We start from the raw sequence: 22,596 nt of genomic DNA on the forward strand, positions 1-22,596 counted from the left end.
CGACCAGAAAAAACAGACACTTAGGTGTTTGTTCTCCCGACCCACAAGATAGCTTGATGCAAACCGGCCGCGTCGGCGTCGCTGTCAGCATGGTGTTTTGACGCGACAACCTTCCGCGCTACCTCGATAATAGGAATGCCGCCGAGACAGCGGCCGGAACGAGGTTTGCGGAAGATGAATTTGTTGATTTCAAGCCGGCTGTCAGCGCTGCTCGCTTTGTCCTTGGCGGCAGGCTGCTCATCGCTGGGCAGCGCGGTGAACCCGGCGAAATACGACAGCATGACATGCGCCGAGCTCAACAACGCGGTAGGCGATACCGCGCGCGACATCTCGCAAACCGCCATCACCCGCGGCAGGGTCACCAACACCAGCGTTCCCAACTGGCTGCTCGGCGGCACGCGCGTGAAGAGCGCAGTGGCCAACCGTGAGACGGCCAGAATCGAACTGCTGAAGCAGCGGCAAGAGGCCATTGTCGCGACAAGAGCCAACAGATGTCCCAGGTCAGCGGGCTAAGCGAACTGGCCCTACCCTGACTATCTGCTCAACGTCACGCCTTAAGCACTCAGCCGGAAGCGCGTGACATCGATCGCCGCAGCCATCAGCGTCTGGGTGTAGGCGGCCTGCGGGTTGCTGAATATCTGTTCGGTCGGGCCTTCCTCGACGATCTTGCCCTGCCTCATGACGATGATGTAGTCGGCCATGGCGCGCACCACGGAGAGATCGTGGCTGATGAAGAGGTAGGATAGTTCGTGGTCGGCCTGCAGCTTGCGCAGCAATTCGACGATCTGCTTCTGCACCGAGCGGTCGAGCGCCGAAGTCGGCTCGTCCAGCACCACCAGTTTGGGCTTCAGGATCACGGCACGCGCGATGGCGATGCGCTGGCGTTGGCCGCCGGAGAATTCGTGCGGGTAGCGGTTGCGTGCGTTGGGATCGAGGCCGACCTCGAGCAAGGCCTCGACGGCGCGCTGATCGCGTTGCTTGCCTGACAGGTTCGGCTCATGCACCAGAAGCCCTTCGGTGATGATCTGGCCGACGGTCATGCGCGGCGACAGCGAGCCGAACGGATCCTGGAAGACGAGTTGCATCTCCCGCCGCAGCGGCCGCATCGCCTGGCGGTCGGCGGTGGAGATGTCGCGGTCGCCGAAGCGGATGACACCGTCGCTGGGCAACAGGCGCAGAAGTGCGCGGCCGAGCGTCGATTTTCCCGAACCGGATTCGCCGACGATACCGATGGTCTGGTTGCGCTTCAGCCGGATCGAAATGTGATCGACGGCGCGCAAAAGCAGCGGCTCGCCGGCAAGGAAGCCACCGCCGATCTTGAAGGTTACCTCGACATTCCTGCCCTCGAGCAGCACCGGTGCGTTGGCCGGCGGCGCCGCCTTGGTGCCGGTCGGCTCGGCGGCCAGCAGCATTTTCGTATAGGCATGCTGGGGATTGGCGAACAGCGCTTCCGCCTCGCCTTCCTCGACGACTTCGCCATAGCGCATGACATAGACGCGGTCGGCAAAGCGCCTGACAATGCCGAGGTCGTGGGTGATAAAGACGATGGCCATGCCGAGCTTGCGCTGCAGTTCGGCGAGGAGAACCAGGATCTGCGCCTGGATGGTGACGTCGAGCGCCGTCGTCGGCTCGTCGGCGATCAGGATGTCGGGGTCGTTGGCCAATGCCATGGCGATCATGACGCGCTGGCGCTGGCCACCCGACATTTCGTGCGGATAGGATTTCATCCGCCGCTCGGGATCAGGAATATGCACCAGCCGCAAGAGCTTGAGCGCCTCCTCGCGCGCCTCGGCAGCGTTCAGCCCGCGGTGCTTGCGGATCGGTTCGATAAGCTGGTTGCCGATCGAATAGAGTGGATCGAGCGAGGTCATCGGCTCCTGGAAGATCATGCTGATCTTGGCGCCGCGCACCTTGTTGAGGTCGGGCTTGCTCATGGTCAAAAGGTTGCGGCCGCGATAATCGACGTGACCCGTCGCCTCGCCATTGGACGCCAGCAGGCTCATCGCCGCCATCATGGTTTGGCTCTTGCCGGATCCGGATTCGCCGACCACGGCAACGGTTTCACCTGCCTTGACGTGGATGTTGATGCCCTTGACCGCTTCGACCGCGCCGTCGAGCGTGCGGAAGCGGACGCGAAGGTCCTTGACGCTGAGGATCGTTTCGGGCGTTTCCATCGCAACGGTCCTCATCTTATCGGTCCCCATCTTTATCGGTCCAATCTTCATCGGTCTCTTGGATCGAGCGCGTCGCGCAGGCCGTCGCCGACGAAGTTGAGCGCAAACAGCGTCGACACGAGGAAGAAGGCGGGGAACAAAAGCAGCCAGTTGGCGGTGCCGATGTTCTTGGCGCCGACCGAGATGAGCACGCCCCAGCTGGTCATCGGTTCCTGCACGCCAAGGCCGAGGAAGGACAGGAAGCTTTCCAGGATGATGACCTGCGGCACCAGCAGCGTCATGTAGATCACCACTGGTCCGAGCAGATTGGGGATGACATGGCGCAGCAGGATGCCGCGCTGGCCGACGCCCATGGCTTCGGCCGCCTGGACATACTCCTGCCGCCGGATCGACAGCGCCTGGCCGCGCACGATGCGCGCCATGTCGAGCCACAGCACCGCTCCCACCGCCAGGAACATCAGCACGAAGTTGCGGCCGAAGAACACCACCAGCATGATGACAAAGAAAATGAAGGGCAAGGAATAGAGCACGTCGACGATGCGCATCATCACCTCGTCGATCTTGCCGCCGGAAAAGCCGGCCGCCGCCCCGTAGAGGACGCCGATGACCACAGCGACAATGCCGGCAAGCAGGCCGATGGCCAGCGAGATGCGCCCTGCCATCAGCGTTCGCGAGAGAAGATCGCGACCGGTGTTGTCGGTGCCGAACAGGAAGTACTGCTGTTTGACCGACGCAGTCATAGTCAATTCGAGCCCGTCGCCCGATTTGCTCACTATCTTGGTATCGTCGAAGGCATCGGAGCGGTCGAGATAGCGGATGTTGCGGTCGTCGATCGGTTTGGTCGAGGTGACGGTGACGGTGACGCGACTGCCGTCCAGTTTCCACTCCTTGATGTCGACGCGCATGCGCTTGATGGCATCCTTGAGCGCCGTCTCGATCATGTCGGGCTCCGGATAGGCTGAAAAGCTTGGCGGCGTGCGCACATAGTCGGCATAGATGGTGGTGTACTGATGCGGCACGAACCAGGGGCCGAAGATGCTGATGACGCCAATGAAGGCCAGGTAATAGAGGCTGAACATGGCGGCGCGGTTGGCTTTGAGGCGCGCCCATGCGTCGCCCCAGAGCGAGCGGCCGACGACGGCCGGCGGAGCGGCGGCGGCTGTGATGTCAGTCATAGCGCACCCTCAGTCATAGCGTACCCTCGGGTCGACGACCGCGTACATGACGTCGACGATCAGGTTGAAGACGATGGTGAAGAGCGCGATCACCACCACGGTCCCCATCACCAGCGTGTAGTCGCGGTTGAGCGCGGCATCGACGAAATAGCGGCCGACACCGGGAATGGAGAAGATGGTCTCGACGATGACCGAACCGGTGAGCAGCGCCGCGGCTGCCGGGCCGGTGAAGGAAACGATCGGCAGGATGGCGCCGCGCAGCGCGTGCTTGACCACCACCGACCAGTCGGAGAGGCCGAGCGCACGCGCCGTTCGGATATGATGCGAACGCAAGCTCTCGATCATCGACCCGCGCATCAGGCGGGCAACGATGGCGATCTGCGGCAAGGCCAGCGTCAGCACCGGGCCGATCTTGTTGATCAATGCGCCATCACCCCAGCCGCCGATCGGCAACAGCTTCCAGGTCAATCCGAACACCAGCTGAATCACAGGAGCGATGACGAAGGTGGGGATAGTGCTGCCGGCGGTCGCCAGCGCAATCACCGTATAGTCGCCAAGCTTGTTCTGGTTTAGCGCGGCGATGGTGCCGAGCACCGAACCAAGCAGCAGCGCCAGGATCAGCGCGGAGGTGCCGAGCTGGACCGATATCGGCAGCCCCTTGGCAAACAGTTCGGTGACGGTGAAGTCAGGCAAATTGTAGCTCGGCCCGAAATTGCCGCGCAGGAGATTGCCGAGATAGTGGGCATATTGCAGCCAGAGCGGATCGTCGAGGCCGAACTGTGCTTCCAGATTGGCCCTGATCTCGGGACTGAGGCCCCGCTCCTGATTGAAAGGGCCGCCCGGTGCGACGCGTATCAGGAAGAACGCCATTGTCACGATGACGAACAGCGTCGGAATGGCGGTCAAAAGCCGCCGTAAGATGTATCGCAGCATCGGCGCCCCGCTTCGGCCAGAGCGACATACGTCCATGCAGACGCATTGCCACGCTCCGGCGCCAAATCTTCGCACCGGGCTTGCCGAAAATCGACCACGACTTTCGGACCGGTGCGATGACCGACCAGTCCGCCGCGCCCAAATGGGGCGCGGCGGTCCAGTCAAGGATGATTATCAGTCCTTGGAGACGAAGCGGGACGGATGGATGTCCATCACATTGTCATCGAAGCCATGCAGCTTCGAGGAAACGATATCGTGGAAGCTGTAGTAGAGAAGCGGAATGTTGCCGACGTCATCGACAAGGATGCGCTCGGCCTCAGTGAGGTCCTTCATGCGCTCTTCCGGCTTGCCGCCGGCAGCCGCGGCCTTGTCCATGGCCGCCTCATATGCCGGGCTGACGTAGTTCGAATAGTTGTTGCCGCTGGCCTTGCGGGTGATGCCGAGGAAGGTCTCGGGATCCTTGTAGTCGGCGATCCAGGCGGCACGCGCCACGTCGTAGTTGCCCTTCTGCTCGAGGAAGGAATAGTGGGTCTTGGTATCGGTGTTGAGCAGCGTGATCTCGACGCCAAGCGGCTTCAACTGTTCCTGGATGGCAACCGCGGTGTTCTTGTGGTTTTCCGAGGTGTTGTAGCGGATCTCCATCTTCAGCGGATGCTCGGGCGTATAGCCGAGTTTCTCAAGGATCTTCTTGGCGGCGTCCTCGCGGTCGATCTGCGGCATGTCGGCGTATTTGGCCATTGCCGGCGTGTAGCCTGCGATGCCCGGAGGCACCATCGAATAGCCAGGCAGCATGGAATTCTGCCAGACCTTTTCGGCCAGGAAGTCGCGGTCGATCGCCATCGAGATGGCGTTGCGCAGCTCGACATTGTCCCACGGTGCCTTGTCGGTCTTGATCGCGTAATAGTAGGTGCCGAGATACGGTCCGACACGGACCTGATCGCCGAACTTGGTCTTGAGGTCAGCGAGCTGTTCGGTCGGCAAGTCGCCGTAGCTGTCGAGTTCGCCGGCCTCGAAGCGCTTCATCGCCGATGAGCGGTCTTCGGTCGGGATGTAGTTGACGACGTCCATCTTGACGGTCGCGGCATCCCAGAATTTCGGATTCTTGACCAGCTTCATGTGATCGTTGGGAATCCACTCGGCCAGCGTATAGGCGCCGTTCGAAACGAGATTGCCCGCCTTGATCCAGTCGGCGCCGAGCTTGTCGATCGAGGCCTTGTTGACCGGGTAGGTAGCCTGGTGGGTCAGCATCTCCAGGAAGTATGGCGTCGGCGCCTTCAGCGTCACTTCCAGGGTGTTGGCGTCGATCGCCTTGACGCCCATGTCCTCGGGCTTGCCTTTCTTGGTGTTGACTTCCTCGGCGTTCTTCACGGGATAGAGCATGGAAGCGTATTCGGCGGCGGTCGCCGGATCCTCCAGCCTACGGAAGGAATAGACGAAGTCGTCCGCCGTCACCGGGCTGCCATCCGACCACAAGCCGTCCTTGCGCAGCTTGAAGGTGTAGACGGTGCCGTCATCAGATACCGTCCAGCTTTCGGCGGCGCCCGGGATGAGGTTCGTCTTCTGATCGTGCATGACCAGTCCCTGGAACAGGTCGCGTATGATATCGGCTTCGTAGACGGTCGAGGTCTTGTGCGGATCGACCGTCTCCGCTTCGGCGGCGCTGCCTCTGTTATAGACGGTCTCGGCAAGGGCCGGCGTCAGGAACGTGCCTGCGGCAAAGGTCATGGTCGCGGCGACAAGCGTCGCCTTCAGCATATTTTTCAGCATGAAGTCTCTCCCTGTGGCGCTGCCCATCGGCTGCGCCTTACGAGTGTTGACGCCCCGGAACCGATTTCTGGCCCCTTCGAGCGCGCCGCCGGTTCCCGTTCCGGCAGCTGGTGGCAGGAGACTAGACAGACGGAAATATTATTTCAACCGAGTCTTGCTTGACGCTAAGTGAGCATCCTCACCTTAAACCAGCCATAGCTATTCTATATTACAAGGTCCAATTGGGTGCAGCTTGCGGTTGTCCTGTAATTTTGCGTTTTGCCCTCAGCAGTTGTAATTGGCGCAACCATCTGGAAACATTCCAGGAATGGAGTTCGTGGCCAAGCTCAACGAAAGTACCTAAGAAGCCCGAATGGAAAACGTGGCGCCGGTTGCGCGGATCATGATCTTTTTTGAAGCCGGACGGCGTCCCTGAAAGATCAGCCTACCTTGCCGACAAACCAGCCCAGGGCCGGCAGCAACAGCCCCTCCTCCTGCAGGACGGCACCGCCACCCAGGGCGATCGCCTCGACAAGCTGGAGATCCGGCGGCAGTCGCCAGTCGGCCGGCTTGTCGGCGAAATTGAAGACGCAGAGCAATATCTCGTCCTCGCCCTGCCGGATGAAGGCAAGGAAATCGCCGTCGGTATCGAGAAAGCGGATCGGGCCCTTGACCAGCGCCAGATGCGCCTTGCGCAAGGCGAGCATCGTCCGGTAGCCGGCGAGCACGGACTTGTCGTCGGCGTTCTGGATATCGACCGCCCGAGCGCGGTGGCTTTCCGGCACCGGCAGCCAGGGTTTTCCCGAGGAAAACCCGGCATTGTCGGCGCCCGCTTCCCAGACCATCGGTGTGCGGCAGCCGTCCCTGCCCTTTACCCCCGGCCAGAAACGGATGCCGACGGGATCGCGCAGATCCTCGAAGGTCAGTTCCGCCTCCTCCAGCCCAAGCTCTTCGCCTTGGTAGAGACAGATCGAGCCCCGCAGGCAGGAGAGCAAAGCGATAGCGAATGTCGCCACCGCATCTGGATCGCCGCCCGGCCGCGTCCAGCGGCTGACATGGCGCACGACATCGTGGTTGGAGAACGCCCAGCAGACCCAGCCGTCGGCGACAGCTGCCTCGAAGGCCTCGACGCAGCCGCGCACATGGGCGGCTGAGAATTGCGGGCCGAGCAGGTCGAAGGTGTAGCACATGTTGAGCTTGTCGCCGCCGGATGTGTAGGCGGCCAGCGTCTGCAGCGAGCGGCCTTCGTCGCCGACCTCGCCGACACTGGCGCGGCCGTCATATTCGTCGAGCAAAGCGCGGAAGCGCCTGAGGAAATCGAGGTTTTCCGGTTGCGTCTTGTCGAACAGGTGCTCCTGGAAGAGATAGGTGTTGGTTTCGCCGTTGGTGCCGGCGACGCTCGACGCCAGCGGCGGGTTGCTGCGCAGCCAGCGGTCGTGGACATAGTAGTTGACCGTATCCAGGCGGAAGCCGTCGACGCCGCGCTCGAGCCAGAACCGCACCGTCTGCAACAACGCGTCTTGAACCTCAGGATTGTGGAAGTTGAGGTCCGGCTGCGAGGCGAGGAAATTGTGCATGTAGTATTGCCGGCGGGTCGCGTCCCACTCCCAGGCCGGGCCGCCGAAGACCGACAGCCAGTTGTTGGGCGCGTTGCCGTCCGGCCTGGTGTCGGCCCAGACATACCAGTCAGCCTTGGGATTATCCTTGCTGGCACGGCTCTCTACAAACCATTCGTGCTTGTCGGAGGAGTGCGACAACACCTGATCGATGATCACCTTCAGGCCGAGCCTGTGCGCCTCGGCAACCAGCGCGTCAAAGTCGTCGAGCGTGCCGAACATCGGATCGACCGCCTGATAGTCGGAGACGTCGTAGCCCATATCGGCCATTGGCGATTTGAAGAAGGGCGACAGCCAGACGGCGTCGACGCCGAGCGAGGCGACGTGCGCCAGCCGTGAGGTGATGCCTGAGAGGTCGCCGCTGCCGTCGCCGGTGGTGTCCTGGAAGGAGCGAGGATAGATCTGGTAGATGACGCAGCCGCGCCACCAGTCGGCGCTCTGTTCGGGTCCCGGCTGGGCATTGTCGTCGGCCATCACGGACCCTTCCTGGCGCGGGCCTTTGCGGTCCGGCGCTCGATCATGAAACTGACACTGCGGCCGGGCAGCGGCCACGCGAGGTCGACCGCTTGCGCTTCAACAGCCGGCTGCCATTCAAACCCTTGCCGCGCGGGCAGCGTGAAGACGCATTGGCGGCGATCGCCATTGACGATCACAGCCAGGCGGCCTTCCCCGCCATCGCCGAGCAGCATGACGAGGCGATGGCGCGAGCCATCGTTCCAGTCGGCTTCGCTGAGCGGAGCGCCGGTCTCGGTCAGCCAGGCGACGTCGGGCGTTTCAGAACCGGCCGGCGGCTCTCCGGTCAGGAAGCGCGTATCGGAAAGCGCCGGCACCGCGCCGCGCAGAGCTGCGAGCACGGACACATGGGCTTCCAGCCCGACGTCGCGCCCGGCCCAGTCGAGCCAGGTGATGGCGTTGTCCTGCGCATAGGCGTTGTTGTTGCCCCCTTGCGTGCGGCCGAATTCATCGCCCGCCGTCAGCATGATGGTGCCGCGCGAGGCAAATAGAGTGGCGAGCAGCGCGAAGCGATCATGGGAACGGGCCTCGGCAATCGCCTTGTCCGAGGTTTCGCCCTCGACGCCGTTGTTCCAGGACAGGTTCTCATTGTGGCCGTCGCGGTTCTTCTCGCCATTGGCCTGGTTGTGCTTGGCTTCATAAGCGACGATATCGGCCAGCGTCATGCCATCGTGCGCGGCGATGAAGTTGACCGTGCGGCTGGCGGATTGGCCCTCCCTGCCGAACACATCGGAGGAGCCGGCGAGCCTTGTCGCCAGCGCACCGACCGCGCCGGCATCGCCGCGCCAGAAGCGCCTGACGTCGTCGCGGTAGCGGTCGTTCCATTCCAGGTAAGGCGGCCGGAAATTGCCGAGCTGATAGCCATTCGGGCCGATGTCCCACGGCTCGGCGATCAGCACCCTATCGGCAAGCAGAGGATCGCCAGCGATGGTATCGAGCAACGGGGCCGCCGGATCGAATACGCCAGCGACGCGGCCGAGGACCGGCGTCAGGTCGAAGCGGAAACCGTCGACGCCGGCATGGCGGACGAAATGGCGCAGCGTGTCGAGTACCATGTCGCGAACGACCGGATGGTCGCAGGCAATGGTATTGCCGGTGCCGGTATCGTTGGCCAACCTGCCGTCCGGCTCGCTGCGGTAGTAGGCTTGATTGTCGAGGCCGCGCAGCGACAGCGTCGGCCCGAGCCGGTCACTTTCGCCGGTATGATTGAAGACGAGATCGAGGATGGTGCCAATGCCAGCCCTGCGCAGCACCCTCACAGTATCGCGCAACTCGGCGAGGCCGCCGGGCGCCAGGCGCGGGTCGAGCGCCATGAAGGTGACTGGGTTGTAGCCCCATGCGTTGCTGAGGCCGAGCGGCGGCAAATGGCGCTCATCGATCCATGCCGTCACGGGCATCAGCTCAACGGCGGAGACGCCGATCTTTCTGAGGTGTTCGAGGATGGCCGGATGCGCAAGTGCCGCAATGGTGCCGCGCTGCGCTTGGGGCACGTCCGGATGCAGTCTGGTGAAGGAACGGACATTGAGTTCGTAGATCAGACCGCCCGGCTGGAACAAAGGCGCCTTGGCCGGCAGCGGCTTGGGCAGCGCGCGGGCGACGGTCTTCGGCATCAGCGGCGCGGTATCGGTGCCTTCGTTGCGCCGGGCGGCAAGCCGCCAATGATGCTGGTAGGGCCGGTCGATCTCGACGGCGTAGGGATCGGTGAGCAGCTTGTCGGGATCGAACCACAGCCCGCGCTCCGGCGCATATTCGCCGTCGGCGCGAAAGCCGTAGCGCGTACCCGCGGCAAGGCCGGCGACGAACAGCGCATGGACGCCCTCGCTTTCCGGCTGAAGTTCGAGCCGGTCGATTTCACGGGCGCCGGTGTCGTCGAAGATCGACACCCACAGGCGCCGCGCGGATGACGACCAGGCGGCGAAGCGGATGCCTTCGGGAGTGACGGTTGCGCCGAGCTGGGTCATCGGCGCATCCTCCACTCTCCCCCTTGTGGGGAGGGTCGCGAACGAAGTGAGCGGGGTGGGGGTCGGCGCGGGGAAAGCGCTTTACGAGCACCCCCAACCCGATCCGCTGCGCGGATCGACCCTCCCCACAAGGGGGAGGGTAAAGACGTCACCACCCTCAAGTAATCACGCTCGGCTTGTTGCGCCCGGTGTGGCTCTTGATCCCGGCGATATCATCGGCAGCCGCGATCAGGTCAGCGAGCGCCTCTTGCGTGTCGAGATCATGCCGCGCTCTGTCCGGCTCGTAGCGCTCGATGTAGACGCGCAGCGTAGCACCCGACGTGCCGGTGCCGGACAAACGAAACACGACACGCGAGCCGCCTTCGAACAGGATGCGGATGCCCTGGTTCTTGCTCACCGAACCGTCGACGGGATCGTGATAGGCGAAGTCGTCAGCATTGGCGATCTTCAGGCCGCGCACGCTGGTGCCGGGCAGCGAAGCGAGCTTCGCGCGCAACTCGTCGACCAGGGCGTTGGCGCGCTCGGTTTCGACCTCCTCATAGTCATGACGTGAATAGTAATTGCGGCCGTAGGTCGCCCAATGTTCGGTGACGACGTCCTTGCAGCTTTCGCCGCGCACGGCCAGGATGTTCAGCCACAACAGCACCGCCCACAGCCCGTCCTTTTCACGGACATGGTTCGAGCCGGTTCCGGCGCTTTCCTCGCCGCAGATCGTTGCCATGCCGGCATCGAGCAGATTGCCGAAGAACTTCCAACCGGTCGGCGTTTCGTAGATGCCGATGCCGAGCTGTTCGGCGACGCGGTCGGCAGCGCCGCTGGTCGGCATCGAGCGGGCGATGCCTTTGAGGCCGTCCTTGTAGCCCGGCGCCAATTGCGCATTGGCGGCAAGCATGGCCACCGAATCCGACGGGGTGACGAAAATGCCCTTGCCGATGATGAGATTGCGGTCACCGTCGCCGTCGGAAGCGGCGCCGAAATCGGGCGCATCCGGTCCCATCATCTCGTCATAGAGATGCTTGGCGTGGACCAGGTTCGGATCCGGGTGATGGCCGCCAAAATCCGGCAGCGGCTTGTAGTTGCGGCAGGTGCCATTCTCCGCGCCGAGCCGGCGCTCGAGGATTTCCTTGGCATACGGGCCTGTGACCGCATGCATGGCGTCGAAGCGCATGCGGAAGCCGTATTTGAAATTGGCGCGGATGGCGTCGAAGTCGAACAGGCTCTCCATCAATTCGGCATAGTCGGTGACCGGGTCGATAATCTCGACCGCCATGCCGCCGGCGGTCACCGTGCCGATCTTGTCGATGTCGATCTGGTCGATGTCGGCAGTCTTGAAGCTCGAAATCGTCTTGGTCTTTTCGAAGATCGCGTCGGTCAGCTTTTCCGGCGCCGGGCCGCCATTGCCGGCATTGTACTTGATGCCGAAATCCTCGTGCGGGCCGCCCGGATTGTGACTGGCCGACAGGATGATGCCGCCGAAGGTCTTGTATTTGCGGATGACATGCGACGCCGCCGGCGTCGACAATATGCCGCCCTGCCCGACCATCACCTTGCCGAAGCCGTTGGCCGCCGCCATGGCGATGGCCTTCTGGATGACCTCGCGGTTGTAGAAGCGGCCGTCGCCGCCGATCACCAGCGTCTTGCCCTCAAAGCCCTCCAGCGCGTCGAAGATCGACTGGATGAAGTTCTCGGCATAGTGCTCCTGCTGAAAGACAGGCACCTTCTTGCGCAGGCCGGACGTGCCGGGTTTCTGGTCGAGATAGGGCTTGGTGGCGACGGTCCGGATCATGCTTCAGGCAACCCTTTTCGAAAGCAGCAGGCGGTAGAGTTCAACGTATTTGTCGGCGCTCTTGTCCCAGGAGACATCGGCCTTCATGCCCTGGCGCTGGATCTGTTCCCAGACGGCCGGGCTCGAATGCGCATCGACCAGCCGGCGGATGGCGTGCAGCATGGCGCCGCCACTATTGGGCGCGAACTGGAACCCGGTGGCGACACCTGCCGAGATCGCTGCTTCATTGGCGTCGATAATGGTGTCGGCAAGGCCGCCGGTGCGGGCGACGACCGGCACGCAGCCATAGCGCAGGCCGTAAAGCTGGGTCAGCCCGCAAGGCTCGAAGCGCGATGGGATGACGATGGCGTCGCAGCCGCCCTGCATGGTGTGGGAAAGCCCCTCGTCATAGCCGACGACGACGCCGACACGGCCGCGATGGCGGGCGGTTGCAGCCAGCAGCGCGCCTTCCAGGCCGGCGTCGCCTGAGCCAAGGATCGCCAGCCGCGCGCCGGTGGCGACGACGCCGTCGACCACAGCCGCCAGTATGTCCATGCCCTTCTGCCAGGTCAGCCGGCTGACGACGCAGACGATCGGACTGTCGTCGCGCTCGAGGCTGAAGCGGTCCTCGACAACCGCCCGGTTGGGAAGGCGAGCCTTCAGCGTCGCGGCGGAGTAGGCCGACACCAGATGCTTGTCGGTCTGCGGGTTCCAGATGTCGGTGTCGATGCCGTTGACGATGCCGTAGAGGTCGGAAGAGCGCATGTTGATGAGGCCGTCGAGGCCCATGCCGAATTCCGGCGAGCGGATTTCCTGGGCATAGGTGGGGCTCACCGTGGTGATCGCCCAGGCCGCCTGCAGGCCGGCCTTGAGGAAGCCGACGCCGCCATAATATTCGACGCCGTCAAGCGCCATCGCCGCGGCCGGCAAGCCGAGCTCGCCAAAAATGCCGGCGCCGAACTGACCCTGGAAGGCAAGATTGTGCACGGTGATCAGCGACGGTACGCCGACCGCCTTGCCGTAGCGCATATAGGCCAGCGTCATCGCCGACTGCCAGTCATGGGCGTGGACGAGATCCGGCTGGTAGCCGGAAATGGCGCCGCCGGCGATATCGCCACCGACCTGGCTCAGCGCAGCAAAACGCCGCCAATTGTCGGGCCAATCGGCGCCGGCCGCATTGCCGTAAGGGCCGCCGGGACGGTCGTAGAGATGCGGCGCGTCGAGCACGAACAGGTCGAGCCCGGCGATCTTGACGGCATGGACCGAAGCCTTGCCGCCCTGCAGCAGCGGGTATTGGTAGACAGCCTTCTTTTTCTTGAAGGCGTCCATCACCTGGGGAAAGCCGGGGATGAGCGTGCGCATGGTCACGCCCTTGGCGGCCAGCGCGATCGGCAATGCGCCGGTCACGTCGGCAAGTCCGCCGGTCTTGATCAGCGGAAATATCTCGGGCGTGACCGACAGAACCTGCATGCGTTTATGGTACCCCGTCTTACAGCTTCAGCTTGTCGATCATGTCCTGCGTGACCAGGCAGATGCCCTTTTCCGAAACCCGGAAACGCTTGGCGTCGAGAACAGGGTCTTCGCCAACCACCAGCCCTTCCGGTATCCTTACACCGTGGTCGATGACGACGCGCTTCAACTTTGCGTTCCGGCCGACATGAACGTCGGGCAGCATGACGACCTCTTCCAGCGTCGAATAGGAGTTGATGCGCGCGCCGGTGAAGATCAGGCTGCGCTTCAGCGAAGCACCCGAGACGATGCAATCGCCTGAGACCAGCGAGGAGACGGCCGAACCACGCCGGCCATCCTCGTCATGCACGAACTTTGCCGGCGGCTTCAATTCGGCATAGGTCCAGATCGGCCAGTCACGGTCGTAGAGGTCGAGTTCGGGGGTAATATCGGTCAGGTCGATATTGGCTTCCCAGTAGGCGTCGACCGTGCCGACATCGCGCCAGTAGGCCTCGTTCTCGGCAGTCGAGCGCACGCAGGATTTGGCGAAGCGATGCGCGATCGCCTTACCATGCTGGACGATGTAGGGGATGATGTCCTTGCCGAAGTCGCGGCTGGAGCCTGGCTCGGCCGCATCGCGGCGCAGCTGTTCCATCAGGAACTTGGTCTTGAAGACATAGATGCCCATCGAGGCCAGCGCGAATTCCGGCTTGTCGGGAATGCCGGGCGGGTCGGCGGGCTTTTCGACGAAGGCGATGATGTTGTCCTTGCCGTCGACATGCATGACACCGAAGCCGGTCGCTTCCAAGCGCGGCACTTCAAGGCAACCGACAGTGACATCGGCATTGGCATCGACGTGCTGGCGCAGCATCAACTCGTAGTCCATCTTGTAGATGTGGTCGCCGGCCAGGATGACCATGTATTCGGGGCCATAGGCCTCGATGATGTCGATGTTCTGGTAGACGGCGTCGGCCGTGCCTTCATACCACTGCGTTTCCGAGACACGCTGGGAGGCCGGCAGGATGTCGAAGCTTTCGTTCCGCTCCGGCCGCAGGAAGTTCCAGCCGCGCTGCAGGTGGCGGATCAGCGAATGCGCCTTGTACTGGGTGGCGACACCGAGGCGGCGGATGCCGGAATTCAGCGCATTGGACAGCGCGAAATCGATGATGCGCGTCTTGCCGCCGAAATAGACAGCCGGCTTGGCCCTGCGGTCGGTCAATTCCTTGAGCCGGCTGCCGCGGCCGCCGGCCAGCACATAGGCCATGGCATCGCGCGCCAGCGGCTGGGTTCTCTTCAAGTCTGCCATCTTTACCCTCCCAAATTACCAGTCTGGAGCATCGCCCGGTCCGCAACGAGTCGACGGACCTAGTCCGCAACGAGTTCAAGCATGATCGTCGACAGCGGCGGCAAAAGCATCGTTGCCGAAATGCCTCCTCCTTCCGCCCTGGCTTCGACCACACCGCCATTGCCCTTGCCCGAACCACCGTAGTCCGAAGCGTCGGTGTTGATGATTTCTCGCCATTTGCCGACCTTGGGCAATGGCACGCGATAATTGTCGCGCGGCACTGGCGTGAAGTTGGAAATGACGGCGATCGGGTTGCCGCCGGGCGCGCTGCGCAGCCAGGCGAAGACCGAGTTTTCCTTGTCGTCGACGATCAGCCAGGAGAAGCCGTCCGGCTCGCAGTCGCGTGCATGCAGCGCCGGGCGCGAGCGATAGAGATAGTTGAGGTCGCGCACCGTCTGCCAGACGCCGCGATGCGGGTGGAAGTCGAGCAGGTTCCAGTCGAGCGCGCGCGCCTCGCTCCACTCGCGGCGCTGGGCGAATTCCTGGCCCATGAACAACAGCTTCTTGCCGGGATACCCCCACATGAAGGCGTAAAAGGCGCGCAATGTCGCGAACTTCTGCCAGTCGTCGCCGGCCATCTTGCCGAGCAGCGTGCCCTTGCCGTGCACGACCTCGTCATGGGACAGCGGCAGCACGAAATTCTCGGAAAAGGCGTAGGTCAGGCCGAACGTCAGGTCGTTGTGGTGGTGCTTGCGGAAGATCGGCTCCCTGGCGAAATACTCCAGCGTGTCGTGCATGAAGCCCATGTTCCATTTGAAGCCGAAGCCCAGCCCGCCTTCATGCACCGGCGCCGAGACCTTCGGCCATGAGGTCGATTCCTCGGCGATGGTCATCACGCCGGGATGGTGGCCGTAGACCTCCTTGTTCATCTTCTGCAGGAAGGACACCGCTTCGAGGTTTTCGCGGCCGCCTTTCTCGTTGGGGATCCATTCGCCAGCCTTGCGCGAATAATCGAGGTAGAGCATCGAGGCCACTGCATCCACGCGCAAACCGTCGACATGGTATTTCTCGGCCCAGAACAGCGCATTGTTGACCAGGAACGACACCACCTCGCGGCGGCCGAAATTGTAGATCGCGGTGTTCCAGTCGGGATGAAAACCCTTGCGCGGGTCGGCATGCTCATAAAGTGCTGTGCCGTCGAAATTGGCCAGGCCATGCGCGTCGACCGGGAAATGCGCCGGCACCCAGTCGAGGATGACGCCGACGCCGGCGCGGTGCGCACCGTCGACGAAACGGGCGAAGCCGTCGGGGTCGCCGAAGCGCGCCGAGGGGGCATAAAGTCCGGTTGTCTGATAACCCCATGACGGGTCATAGGGATGTTCGGAGATCGGCAGGAACTCGATGTGGGTGAAGCCGGTCTCGACAGCATAGGGGATAAGCTGGTTGGCGAGTTCGTCCCATGACAGGAAGCTGCCATCATCGTGCTGCTGCCACGAACCGGCATGGACCTCGTAGATCGATATGGCTTCGCGCCGGGGATCGGCCTTTCGCCAGTAATTGCGATGCGCCTCGTCGCCCCATTCATGCGCCGGCGGCACCGCCGTCACTGAGGCTGTGGCCGGGCGCAATTCCGACTTGAAGGCGAACGGATCGGCCTTGAGCGGCAGGCGCACGCCGTCCGGGGCAATGATCTCGTATTTATAGGGGTGGCCGGCGCCGATATCGGGAATGAACAGCTCCCAGATGCCGGTGTCGCGGCGGTCGCGCATCGTATGACGGCGGCCGTCCCATTCGTTGAAGTCGCCGACCACGGAGACGCGCCTTGCATTGGGCGCCCAGACGGCGAAATGGACGCCCGACGCGCCTTCATGGTCGAGGAGATGGGCGCCGAGCTTGTCGAACAGCCTGAGGTGCGACCCTTGCGCGATATAGTAGTCGTCCATCGGGCCGAGCACCGGGCCGAAGGAATAGGGATCGGTCAGCCACCAGTCGCCGCCGGCATTTTTGGCGTGATAGCGCAGCGGCTGACGCTTCTTGATCGACAGTCTGCCTTCGAAGAAACCGGCGTCGTCGCGCCGCGTGAGTTCGCCGGCGTTCTTGCCGGTCAGCGTATAGGCGGTGACGAACTCGGCATTGGGGACGAAGCAGCGGGCAACCAGGCCCTTGTCGGCTTCATGCACACCCAGCACTGCGAAGGGATCACCATGCGTGCCTGCAACAATTGCGGCGACATCGCCGGCTGACGCCAGCCCGTCCGACCCGCTCGTCGTCGCGGTCGCGCGCGGTTTCTTCATCAGGCGGTGTCCCTCCCTGGGAACCAGTTCTTGTGCACAAGACCCGTTGCTCGTGGCCTCATGCAATCATATCAGGCGGGCACGTTCCAGATTTCTTTCGCATATTGGCGGATCGTGCGATCGGAAGAGAACCAGCCGACGCGGGCAACGTTGCGGATCGCACGCGCGTACCAGTCGGGGCTGTTGCGCCAGACGGCGTCGACATCGCGCTGGGCGGCGGCATAGGCGTCGAAATCCGCCGCCACCATGAACCAATCGCTGTTGTAGAGGCCGTCGACCAGCTCGCGGTAGCGATCCGGCTGGTCGGGCGAGAACACGCCCGACGATACTGCGGCAACAGCCTGCGCCAATTCAGGGGAGCCCTCGATCACGGCGCGCGGGTTGTAGCCATTGCTGCGCCGCTCGGCGACTTCCGCCGTGCTCAGGCCGAAGATGAAGATGTTGTCGTCGCCGACGCATTCCTTGATCTCGACATTGGCGCCGTCGAGCGTGCCGATGGTCAAGGCGCCGTTCAGCGCGAACTTCATGTTGCCGGTGCCCGACGCCTCCATGCCGGCAGTCGAAATCTGCTCGGACAGGTCGGCGGCCGGCATCATCACCTCGGCCAGGCTGACATTGTAGTTCGGCACGAACACCACTTTCAGCAGACCGCGCACCGACGGGTCGCTGTTGATGACCTTGGCGACGTCGTTGGCCAGTTTGATGATCAGCTTGGCATTGTGGTAGCTGGGCGCCGCTTTGCCACCAAAGAATTTCACACGTGGCATCCAGTCCTGCTCGGGATGCGAGCGGATCTGATCGTAGAGCGCGATCGCTTCCAGGATGTTGAGCAGCTGGCGCTTGTATTCGTGGATGCGCTTGACCTGGATGTCGAACAGCGCCGACGGGTCGAGCTTGATGCCGAGCCGGTCGGCGACCAGATTGGCGAGCTTGACCTTGTTGGAGCGCTTGACGGCGGCGAACTTGTCGCGGAAGGCGGCGTCACCGGCAAAGGCTTCGAGCCCCTTGATGGCGTCGATGTCGTCGAGGAAACGGTCCCCGATCGCCGCGCGGGTGAGCGCGGTGAGGCCTGGATTGCACTGGATCAGCCAGCGGCGTGGGGTGATGCCGTTGGTCTTGTTGTTGATGCGCTCGGGATAGAGCTTGTGGAGATCGGCAAACACCGTCTCCTTCATCAGTTCGGTGTGCAACGCCGACACGCCATTGATCGAGTGCGAGCCGACAAAGGCCAGGTTACCCATGCGCACGCGGCGGTCGCCATTTTCCTGGATCAGCGAGATGCGGCTGATCTGCTCATTGGAAAACTGGTTGGTGGCGCGGGCCTCAAGCAAAACCTGCGCATTGATGGCGTAGACGATCTGCATGTGGCGCGGCAAAAGCCGCTCGAACAGCGGCACCGGCCAGCTTTCCAGCGCCTCTGGCAGCAGCGTGTGGTTGGTGTAGCCGAAGGTGCGCTTGGTAATATCCCAGGCCTGGTCGAAATCCATGCCATGGACGTCCATCAGCAGGCGCATCAGCTCCGGCACGGCGATCGCCGGATGGGTGTCATTGAGATGGATCGCCGCCTTGTCGGGCAGCGAGGCGAGATCGCCATACTGGCTGAGATGGCGCTGGACGATGTCCTGCAGCGACGCGGTGGAGAAGAAATATTCCTGCCGCAGCCGCAGTTCCTGGCCGGCCTTGTGGGAATCGGCGGGGTAAAGCACGCGCGACAAGGCATCGGCCTTGTTGCTTTCGGCCAGCGCGCCGATGTGGTCGCCGGCGTTGAACTTGTCGAGCAGGATCGGATCGACCGGCATGCCGGACCAAAGCCGCAGCGTGTTGACGCGGTTGGCGCGCCAGCCAACCACCGGCGTGTCGTAGGCGACGGCCTGGACATGCTCGGTCGGCTTCCAGACGTGACGCTCGAGCCGGCCATTCTTGGAGGTGATCGATTCCACCGAGCCGCCGAAGCCGACCTCGAAGGCACGCTCCCGCCGCTCAAACTCCCAAGGGTTGCCGTGGTCGAGCCAGGTTTCGGGCAGTTCGACCTGCCAGCCATCATGGATCTCCTGGCGGAACATGCCGTTGGCGTAGCGAATGCCGTAGCCATGCGCGGGAATGTCGACGGTCGCCATGCTTTCCATGAAGCAGGCGGCGAGCCGGCCGAGACCGCCATTGCCGAGCGCCGCATCCGGTTCGAGCCCGGCGATGAGGTCGAGGTCGACGCCCAGCGACTTGAGCGCTTCTCGCATATTGTCCATCAGGCCTAGATTGGAGAAGGCATCGCGCATCAGCCGGCCGATGAGGAATTCGAGCGACAGGTAATAGACGCGCTTTTCCTGCTGGGCGTAGGCCTCCTGCGTCGCCTGCATCCAGTGATCGACGATGCGGTCGCGCACGACCTTGATCGAGGCTGTCAGCCAATCATATTGCGTGGCAACGGAGGTGCCTTTGCCGACCCGGTATTTGAGAGCCAGCAAGACTTCGTCGGCCAGCGTCTTGGGATCGGGTATTTCGAGATCGGGGGCTTTGGCTGTCATTGTTCGCGTCATACTGCCTCTCGTGATCGTGCTGCGATCATACCGGCTTTCGCTCTCAGTCCCAGCCTATCCTAGTGCATCGCAACATACGTTCAATCGATTTAGACCAGCATGCCGCCAGTTCCCCTGCGGCAATTTATCCGTCGAGCGGATCAGGCAGCGAGTGCAGCCTCCGGCGGAACCTTCGCTCCGGTCATGAAGGCGACGGCGTCGGACATGGTATATTGCTTGGGATCGATGACGCAGAGGCGGCGGCCGAGCCGATGGATATGGATGCGGTCGGCAACCTCGAAGACATGCGGCATGTTGTGCGAGATCAGCACGATCGGCAGGCCTCGCTTCTTGACGTCGAGGATCAGTTCCAGCACGCGGCGGCTCTCCTTGACGCCGAGTGCCGCAGTCGGTTCGTCCATGATCACCACGCGGCTGCCGAAAGCGGCGGCGCGCGCCACCGCAACGCCCTGGCGCTGGCCGCCGGACAGCGTTTCCACCGCCTGGCTGATGTTCTGGATGGTCATCAGCCCAAGCTCGGTGAGTTTGTCGCGGGCGCGCTTTTCCATTGCGGGCCGGTCGAGCATACGAAGCCAGTCGCCGAGGAAGCCGGGTTTGCGGATCTCGCGGCCGAGGAACATGTTGTCGGCGATCGACAGGGCCGGCGACAAAGCCAGGTTTTGGTAGACCGTCTCGATGCCCGCCTCGCGCGCCTCCATGGGCGATTTAAAAGCGACAGCCTTGCCTTCAAGACGGATCTCGCCTTCGTCGGGCACGGCGGCGCCGGAAATCGCCTTGATCAGCGATGATTTGCCGGCGCCATTGTCTCCGATGACGGCCAGGATTTCGCCGGGGTAGAGGTCGAAGTCGGCATTGTCGAGGGCGGTGACACGGCCATAGCGCTTGATCAGGCCGCGCGCGGTGAGGATGGGTTCCACGGTCATGCCGAAACCTTTCTGATCCATTGGTCGATCGCCACGGCGCCGATGATCAGCACACCGGTGAGCAGCACCTTCCATTGCGGATCGGCGCCCAGCATGTTGAGGCCCATCGAGACGACGCCGACGATCATCGCGCCGAAAAGGGTGCCCAGAATTGAGCCGCGCCCGCCGAACAGTGAAATGCCGCCGATCACCGTCGCGGTTATCGCCTGCAGGTTGTAGTCGGTGACGGCGGCTGACGGCGAGATCGAGCCGTTGCGGCCGATGGAAACCCAGGCAGCGAAAGCGGCGATCAACCCGGCAAGGGTGTAGACCGTCATCAACACTTTCTTGGTCTGGATACCAGACAGCTTCGCCGCCTCCTGATCATCGCCAACGGCGTAGACATGGCGGCCCCAGGCGGTGTGATTGAGCACGTACCAGAGGATCAAAACGAGCACGACCGTGGCGATGACGCCCAGTGTCAGCACCGCCGTGCCGATCTTGAAACTCAGGGCAAAGAGATGCAGCAGCGGCGCCTGGGCGTCGACATCGGTATCGCGGATCGTCTCGTTGGCCGAATAGATGAAGTTCGTCGCCATGACGATGTTCCAGGTGCCGAGCGTGACGATGAACGGCGGCAGCTTCATGTAGGCGACCAGCAAACCGTTGAGCAGGCCGCAGGCTGCGCCGGCGGCAAGCCCGATGGGCACTGCGAGCACGGCCGGCATGCCGTAGCTGACCGCGCAATTGCCCATGATCACGGCTGAAATCACCATGATCACGCCGATCGACAGGTCGATGCCGGCGGTCAGGATGACCAGTGTCTGCGCGGCACCGAGGATGCCGACGATGGCGATCTGCTGCAGGATCAGCGTCAGCGTATAGGATGAGAAGAAACGCCCGCCAATGGCGATGCCGAAAATTACGATCGACAGGACCAGCACAATCAGCGGCACCGCCGCCGGCGTGGAGTGCAGGAAATGCTGGATGCGCTTGACGGCCGATTTGTGCTCGTCAAAGGCGGCAACGCTTGTGTCGCTGCTCGAGAGAACCTTCTCGAATTCCTGTGCTTGAGCCATGTTTCCTCCCCTGGGCTTCAGCTCCATGCCGAGACCCGCTCGCGCCTGTCCGGTCTGCTGCCGGGATTATTCGCGTGACGCATCGTCCACCCGAAGCGGCCGGGGATCAAGCCCCCGGCCGTCAGCTTGTCGCTGGCTGTCAGACAGCCATCAGCCCCAGCACTTGGCGAGGCCTTCCTTGGTGTCGATCGACTTCACGCCATTGGCCGGCTTGTCGGTGACGAGGTTGACGCCGGTGTCGAAGAAGTTCTTGCCTTCGGTCGGCTTCGGCTTGGCGCCGTCCTTGGCGAAGGCGGCGATCGCCTCGATGCCGAGTGCCGCCATCTGCAGCGGGTATTGCTGCGAGGTGGCGCCAATGACGCCTTCGGTCACCGACTTCACGCCGGGGCAGCCGCCATCGACCGAGACGATCAGCACCTGGCTTTCGAGACCGACCGCCTTGAGCGCCTGGTAGGCGCCGACAGCGGCGGGCTCGTTGATGGTGTGGATGACGGTGATGGAGTTGTCCTTCTGCAGAAGGTTTTCCATCGCCTTGCGGCCGCCTTCTTCATTGCCGTTGGTGACGTCGTGGCCGACGATGCGGGCATCGTCCTCATCGCCGATCTTGTTGGGATCCTTCACGTCGATGCCGAAGCCCATCATGAAGCCCTGGTCGCGCAGCACATCCACGGTCGGCTGTGAGGGGGTCAGGTCGAGGAAACCGATCTTGGCGTCCTTGGCCTTGTCGCCGAGGGTCGCGGCTGCCCAGGCGCCGATCAGCTTGCCGGCTTCCAGATTGTCCGTCGCGAAGGTCGCGTCGGCGGCATCGATCGGGTCCAGCGGGGTATCGAGCGCGATCACCAGCAGGCCGGCGTCACGCGCCTTCTTCACCGTCGGCACAATGCCCTTGGTGTCGGACGCGGTGATCAGGATGCCCTTGGCGCCGTCGGCGATGCAGCTTTCGATCGCCGCCACCTGGCTCTCGCTGTCGCCGTCGATCTTGCCGGCATAGGTCTTGAGGTCGACGCCAAGTTCCTTGGCCTTGGCGGTCGCGCCCTCCTTCATCTTGACGAAGAAGGGGTTGGTGTCGGTCTTGGTGATCAGGCAGGCGCCGACGCCGGCGGCCGATGCTGTCGAAGCAAACGCCATCAGGCCGAGGCCTGCCGCGGCGAACACGGTGGACTTCAATAA

15 protein-coding genes are annotated in these 22,596 nt (G+C 63.0%); all 15 read right to left on the reverse strand.

Annotated elements, in window-relative coordinates; genetic code table 11:
* Positions 1-20: 20 nt before the first annotated feature.
* Positions 21-488: a hypothetical protein gene (locus NL532_RS32280; RefSeq protein WP_155923821.1), complete on the reverse strand. Its 468-nt coding sequence runs from the start codon at positions 486-488 to the stop codon at positions 21-23.
* 66 nt (positions 489-554) lie between these two features.
* Positions 555-2,174 carry an ABC transporter ATP-binding protein gene (locus NL532_RS25900; RefSeq protein WP_023725229.1) on the reverse strand — a complete coding sequence of 540 codons (1,620 nt, stop codon included), beginning with the start codon at positions 2,172-2,174 and terminating at the stop codon, positions 555-557.
* 47 nt (positions 2,175-2,221) lie between these two features.
* Complete coding sequence (locus tag NL532_RS25905; protein ID WP_023725230.1) at positions 2,222-3,349, reverse strand: ABC transporter permease; 1,128 nt, start codon at positions 3,347-3,349, stop codon at positions 2,222-2,224.
* Between the two features lie 9 nt (positions 3,350-3,358).
* Positions 3,359-4,282, reverse strand: a complete 924-nt coding sequence (locus NL532_RS25910; RefSeq protein WP_023684574.1) for an ABC transporter permease subunit — start codon at positions 4,280-4,282, stop codon at positions 3,359-3,361.
* Between the two features lie 174 nt (positions 4,283-4,456).
* Positions 4,457-6,049, reverse strand: a complete 1,593-nt coding sequence (locus NL532_RS25915) for a peptide ABC transporter substrate-binding protein (protein ID WP_023670734.1) — start codon at positions 6,047-6,049, stop codon at positions 4,457-4,459.
* A gap of 419 nt (positions 6,050-6,468) precedes the next feature.
* The gene (gene bglA, locus NL532_RS25920; RefSeq protein ID WP_023687202.1) at positions 6,469-8,118 is read right to left on the reverse strand and encodes a beta-galactosidase BglA; all 1,650 of its coding nucleotides are present in this window, start codon (positions 8,116-8,118) and stop codon (positions 6,469-6,471) included.
* Positions 8,118-10,118, reverse strand: coding sequence for a glycogen debranching protein GlgX (glgX, locus tag NL532_RS25925; protein WP_286487645.1), 2,001 nt, complete (start codon positions 10,116-10,118; stop codon positions 8,118-8,120). The genes bglA and glgX overlap by 1 nt, the downstream gene beginning before the upstream one ends.
* 157 nt (positions 10,119-10,275) lie before the next feature.
* Positions 10,276-11,904: an alpha-D-glucose phosphate-specific phosphoglucomutase gene (locus NL532_RS25930; protein ID WP_023684576.1), complete on the reverse strand. Its 1,629-nt coding sequence runs from the start codon at positions 11,902-11,904 to the stop codon at positions 10,276-10,278.
* A gap of 3 nt (positions 11,905-11,907) precedes the next feature.
* The gene (gene glgA / locus NL532_RS25935) at positions 11,908-13,353 is read right to left on the reverse strand and encodes a glycogen synthase GlgA (RefSeq protein ID WP_023684577.1); all 1,446 of its coding nucleotides are present in this window, start codon (positions 13,351-13,353) and stop codon (positions 11,908-11,910) included.
* 19 nt (positions 13,354-13,372) lie between these two features.
* On the reverse strand, positions 13,373-14,638 hold the full coding sequence (gene glgC, locus NL532_RS25940; protein WP_023715696.1) for a glucose-1-phosphate adenylyltransferase: 1,266 nt from the start codon (positions 14,636-14,638) through the stop codon (positions 13,373-13,375).
* 59 nt (positions 14,639-14,697) lie between these two features.
* A complete protein-coding gene (gene glgB, locus NL532_RS25945; protein ID WP_023829104.1) occupies positions 14,698-16,911 on the reverse strand; it encodes a 1,4-alpha-glucan branching protein GlgB in 2,214 nt (737 codons plus the stop codon).
* 71 nt (positions 16,912-16,982) lie between these two features.
* A complete protein-coding gene (locus tag NL532_RS25950) occupies positions 16,983-19,445 on the reverse strand; it encodes a glycogen/starch/alpha-glucan phosphorylase (RefSeq protein ID WP_023829105.1) in 2,463 nt (820 codons plus the stop codon).
* A 140-nt stretch (positions 19,446-19,585) separates the two neighbouring features.
* Entirely contained in the window at positions 19,586-20,368 is a 783-nt protein-coding gene (locus NL532_RS25955; RefSeq protein WP_023670726.1) for an ATP-binding cassette domain-containing protein, read from the reverse strand.
* Entirely contained in the window at positions 20,365-21,426 is a 1,062-nt protein-coding gene (locus NL532_RS25960; protein ID WP_023670725.1) for an ABC transporter permease, read from the reverse strand. Before NL532_RS25960 ends, NL532_RS25955 begins: the two co-directional genes overlap by 4 nt.
* Before the next feature lie 150 nt (positions 21,427-21,576).
* Entirely contained in the window at positions 21,577-22,554 is a 978-nt protein-coding gene (locus tag NL532_RS25965) for a sugar ABC transporter substrate-binding protein (RefSeq protein WP_081725578.1), read from the reverse strand.
* Between the last annotated feature and the right edge of the window lie 42 nt (positions 22,555-22,596).

The sequence above is a fragment of the Mesorhizobium sp. C120A genome, assembly GCF_030323105.1.
Taxonomy (GTDB): Bacteria; Pseudomonadota; Alphaproteobacteria; order Rhizobiales; family Rhizobiaceae; genus Mesorhizobium.

Coding starts and splice junctions, on each gene's coding strand:
- NL532_RS25900 (WP_023725229.1), bottom strand. CDS start 2,174: ATGGAAACGCCCGAAACGATCCTCAGCGTCAAGGACCTTCGCGTCCGC.
- NL532_RS25905 (WP_023725230.1), bottom strand. CDS start 3,349: ATGACTGACATCACAGCCGCCGCCGCTCCGCCGGCCGTCGTCGGCCGC.
- NL532_RS25910 (WP_023684574.1), bottom strand. CDS start 4,282: ATGCTGCGATACATCTTACGGCGGCTTTTGACCGCCATTCCGACGCTG.
- NL532_RS25915 (WP_023670734.1), bottom strand. CDS start 6,049: ATGCTGAAAAATATGCTGAAGGCGACGCTTGTCGCCGCGACCATGACC.
- bglA (WP_023687202.1), bottom strand. CDS start 8,118: ATGGCCGACGACAATGCCCAGCCGGGACCCGAACAGAGCGCCGACTGG.
- glgX (WP_286487645.1), bottom strand. CDS start 10,118: ATGACCCAGCTCGGCGCAACCGTCACTCCCGAAGGCATCCGCTTCGCC.
- NL532_RS25930 (WP_023684576.1), bottom strand. CDS start 11,904: ATGATCCGGACCGTCGCCACCAAGCCCTATCTCGACCAGAAACCCGGC.
- glgA (WP_023684577.1), bottom strand. CDS start 13,353: ATGCAGGTTCTGTCGGTCACGCCCGAGATATTTCCGCTGATCAAGACC.
- glgC (WP_023715696.1), bottom strand. CDS start 14,638: ATGGCAGACTTGAAGAGAACCCAGCCGCTGGCGCGCGATGCCATGGCC.
- glgB (WP_023829104.1), bottom strand. CDS start 16,911: ATGAAGAAACCGCGCGCGACCGCGACGACGAGCGGGTCGGACGGGCTG.
- NL532_RS25950 (WP_023829105.1), bottom strand. CDS start 19,445: ATGACGCGAACAATGACAGCCAAAGCCCCCGATCTCGAAATACCCGAT.
- NL532_RS25955 (WP_023670726.1), bottom strand. CDS start 20,368: ATGACCGTGGAACCCATCCTCACCGCGCGCGGCCTGATCAAGCGCTAT.
- NL532_RS25960 (WP_023670725.1), bottom strand. CDS start 21,426: ATGGCTCAAGCACAGGAATTCGAGAAGGTTCTCTCGAGCAGCGACACA.
- NL532_RS25965 (WP_081725578.1), bottom strand. CDS start 22,554: ATGGCGTTTGCTTCGACAGCATCGGCCGCCGGCGTCGGCGCCTGCCTG.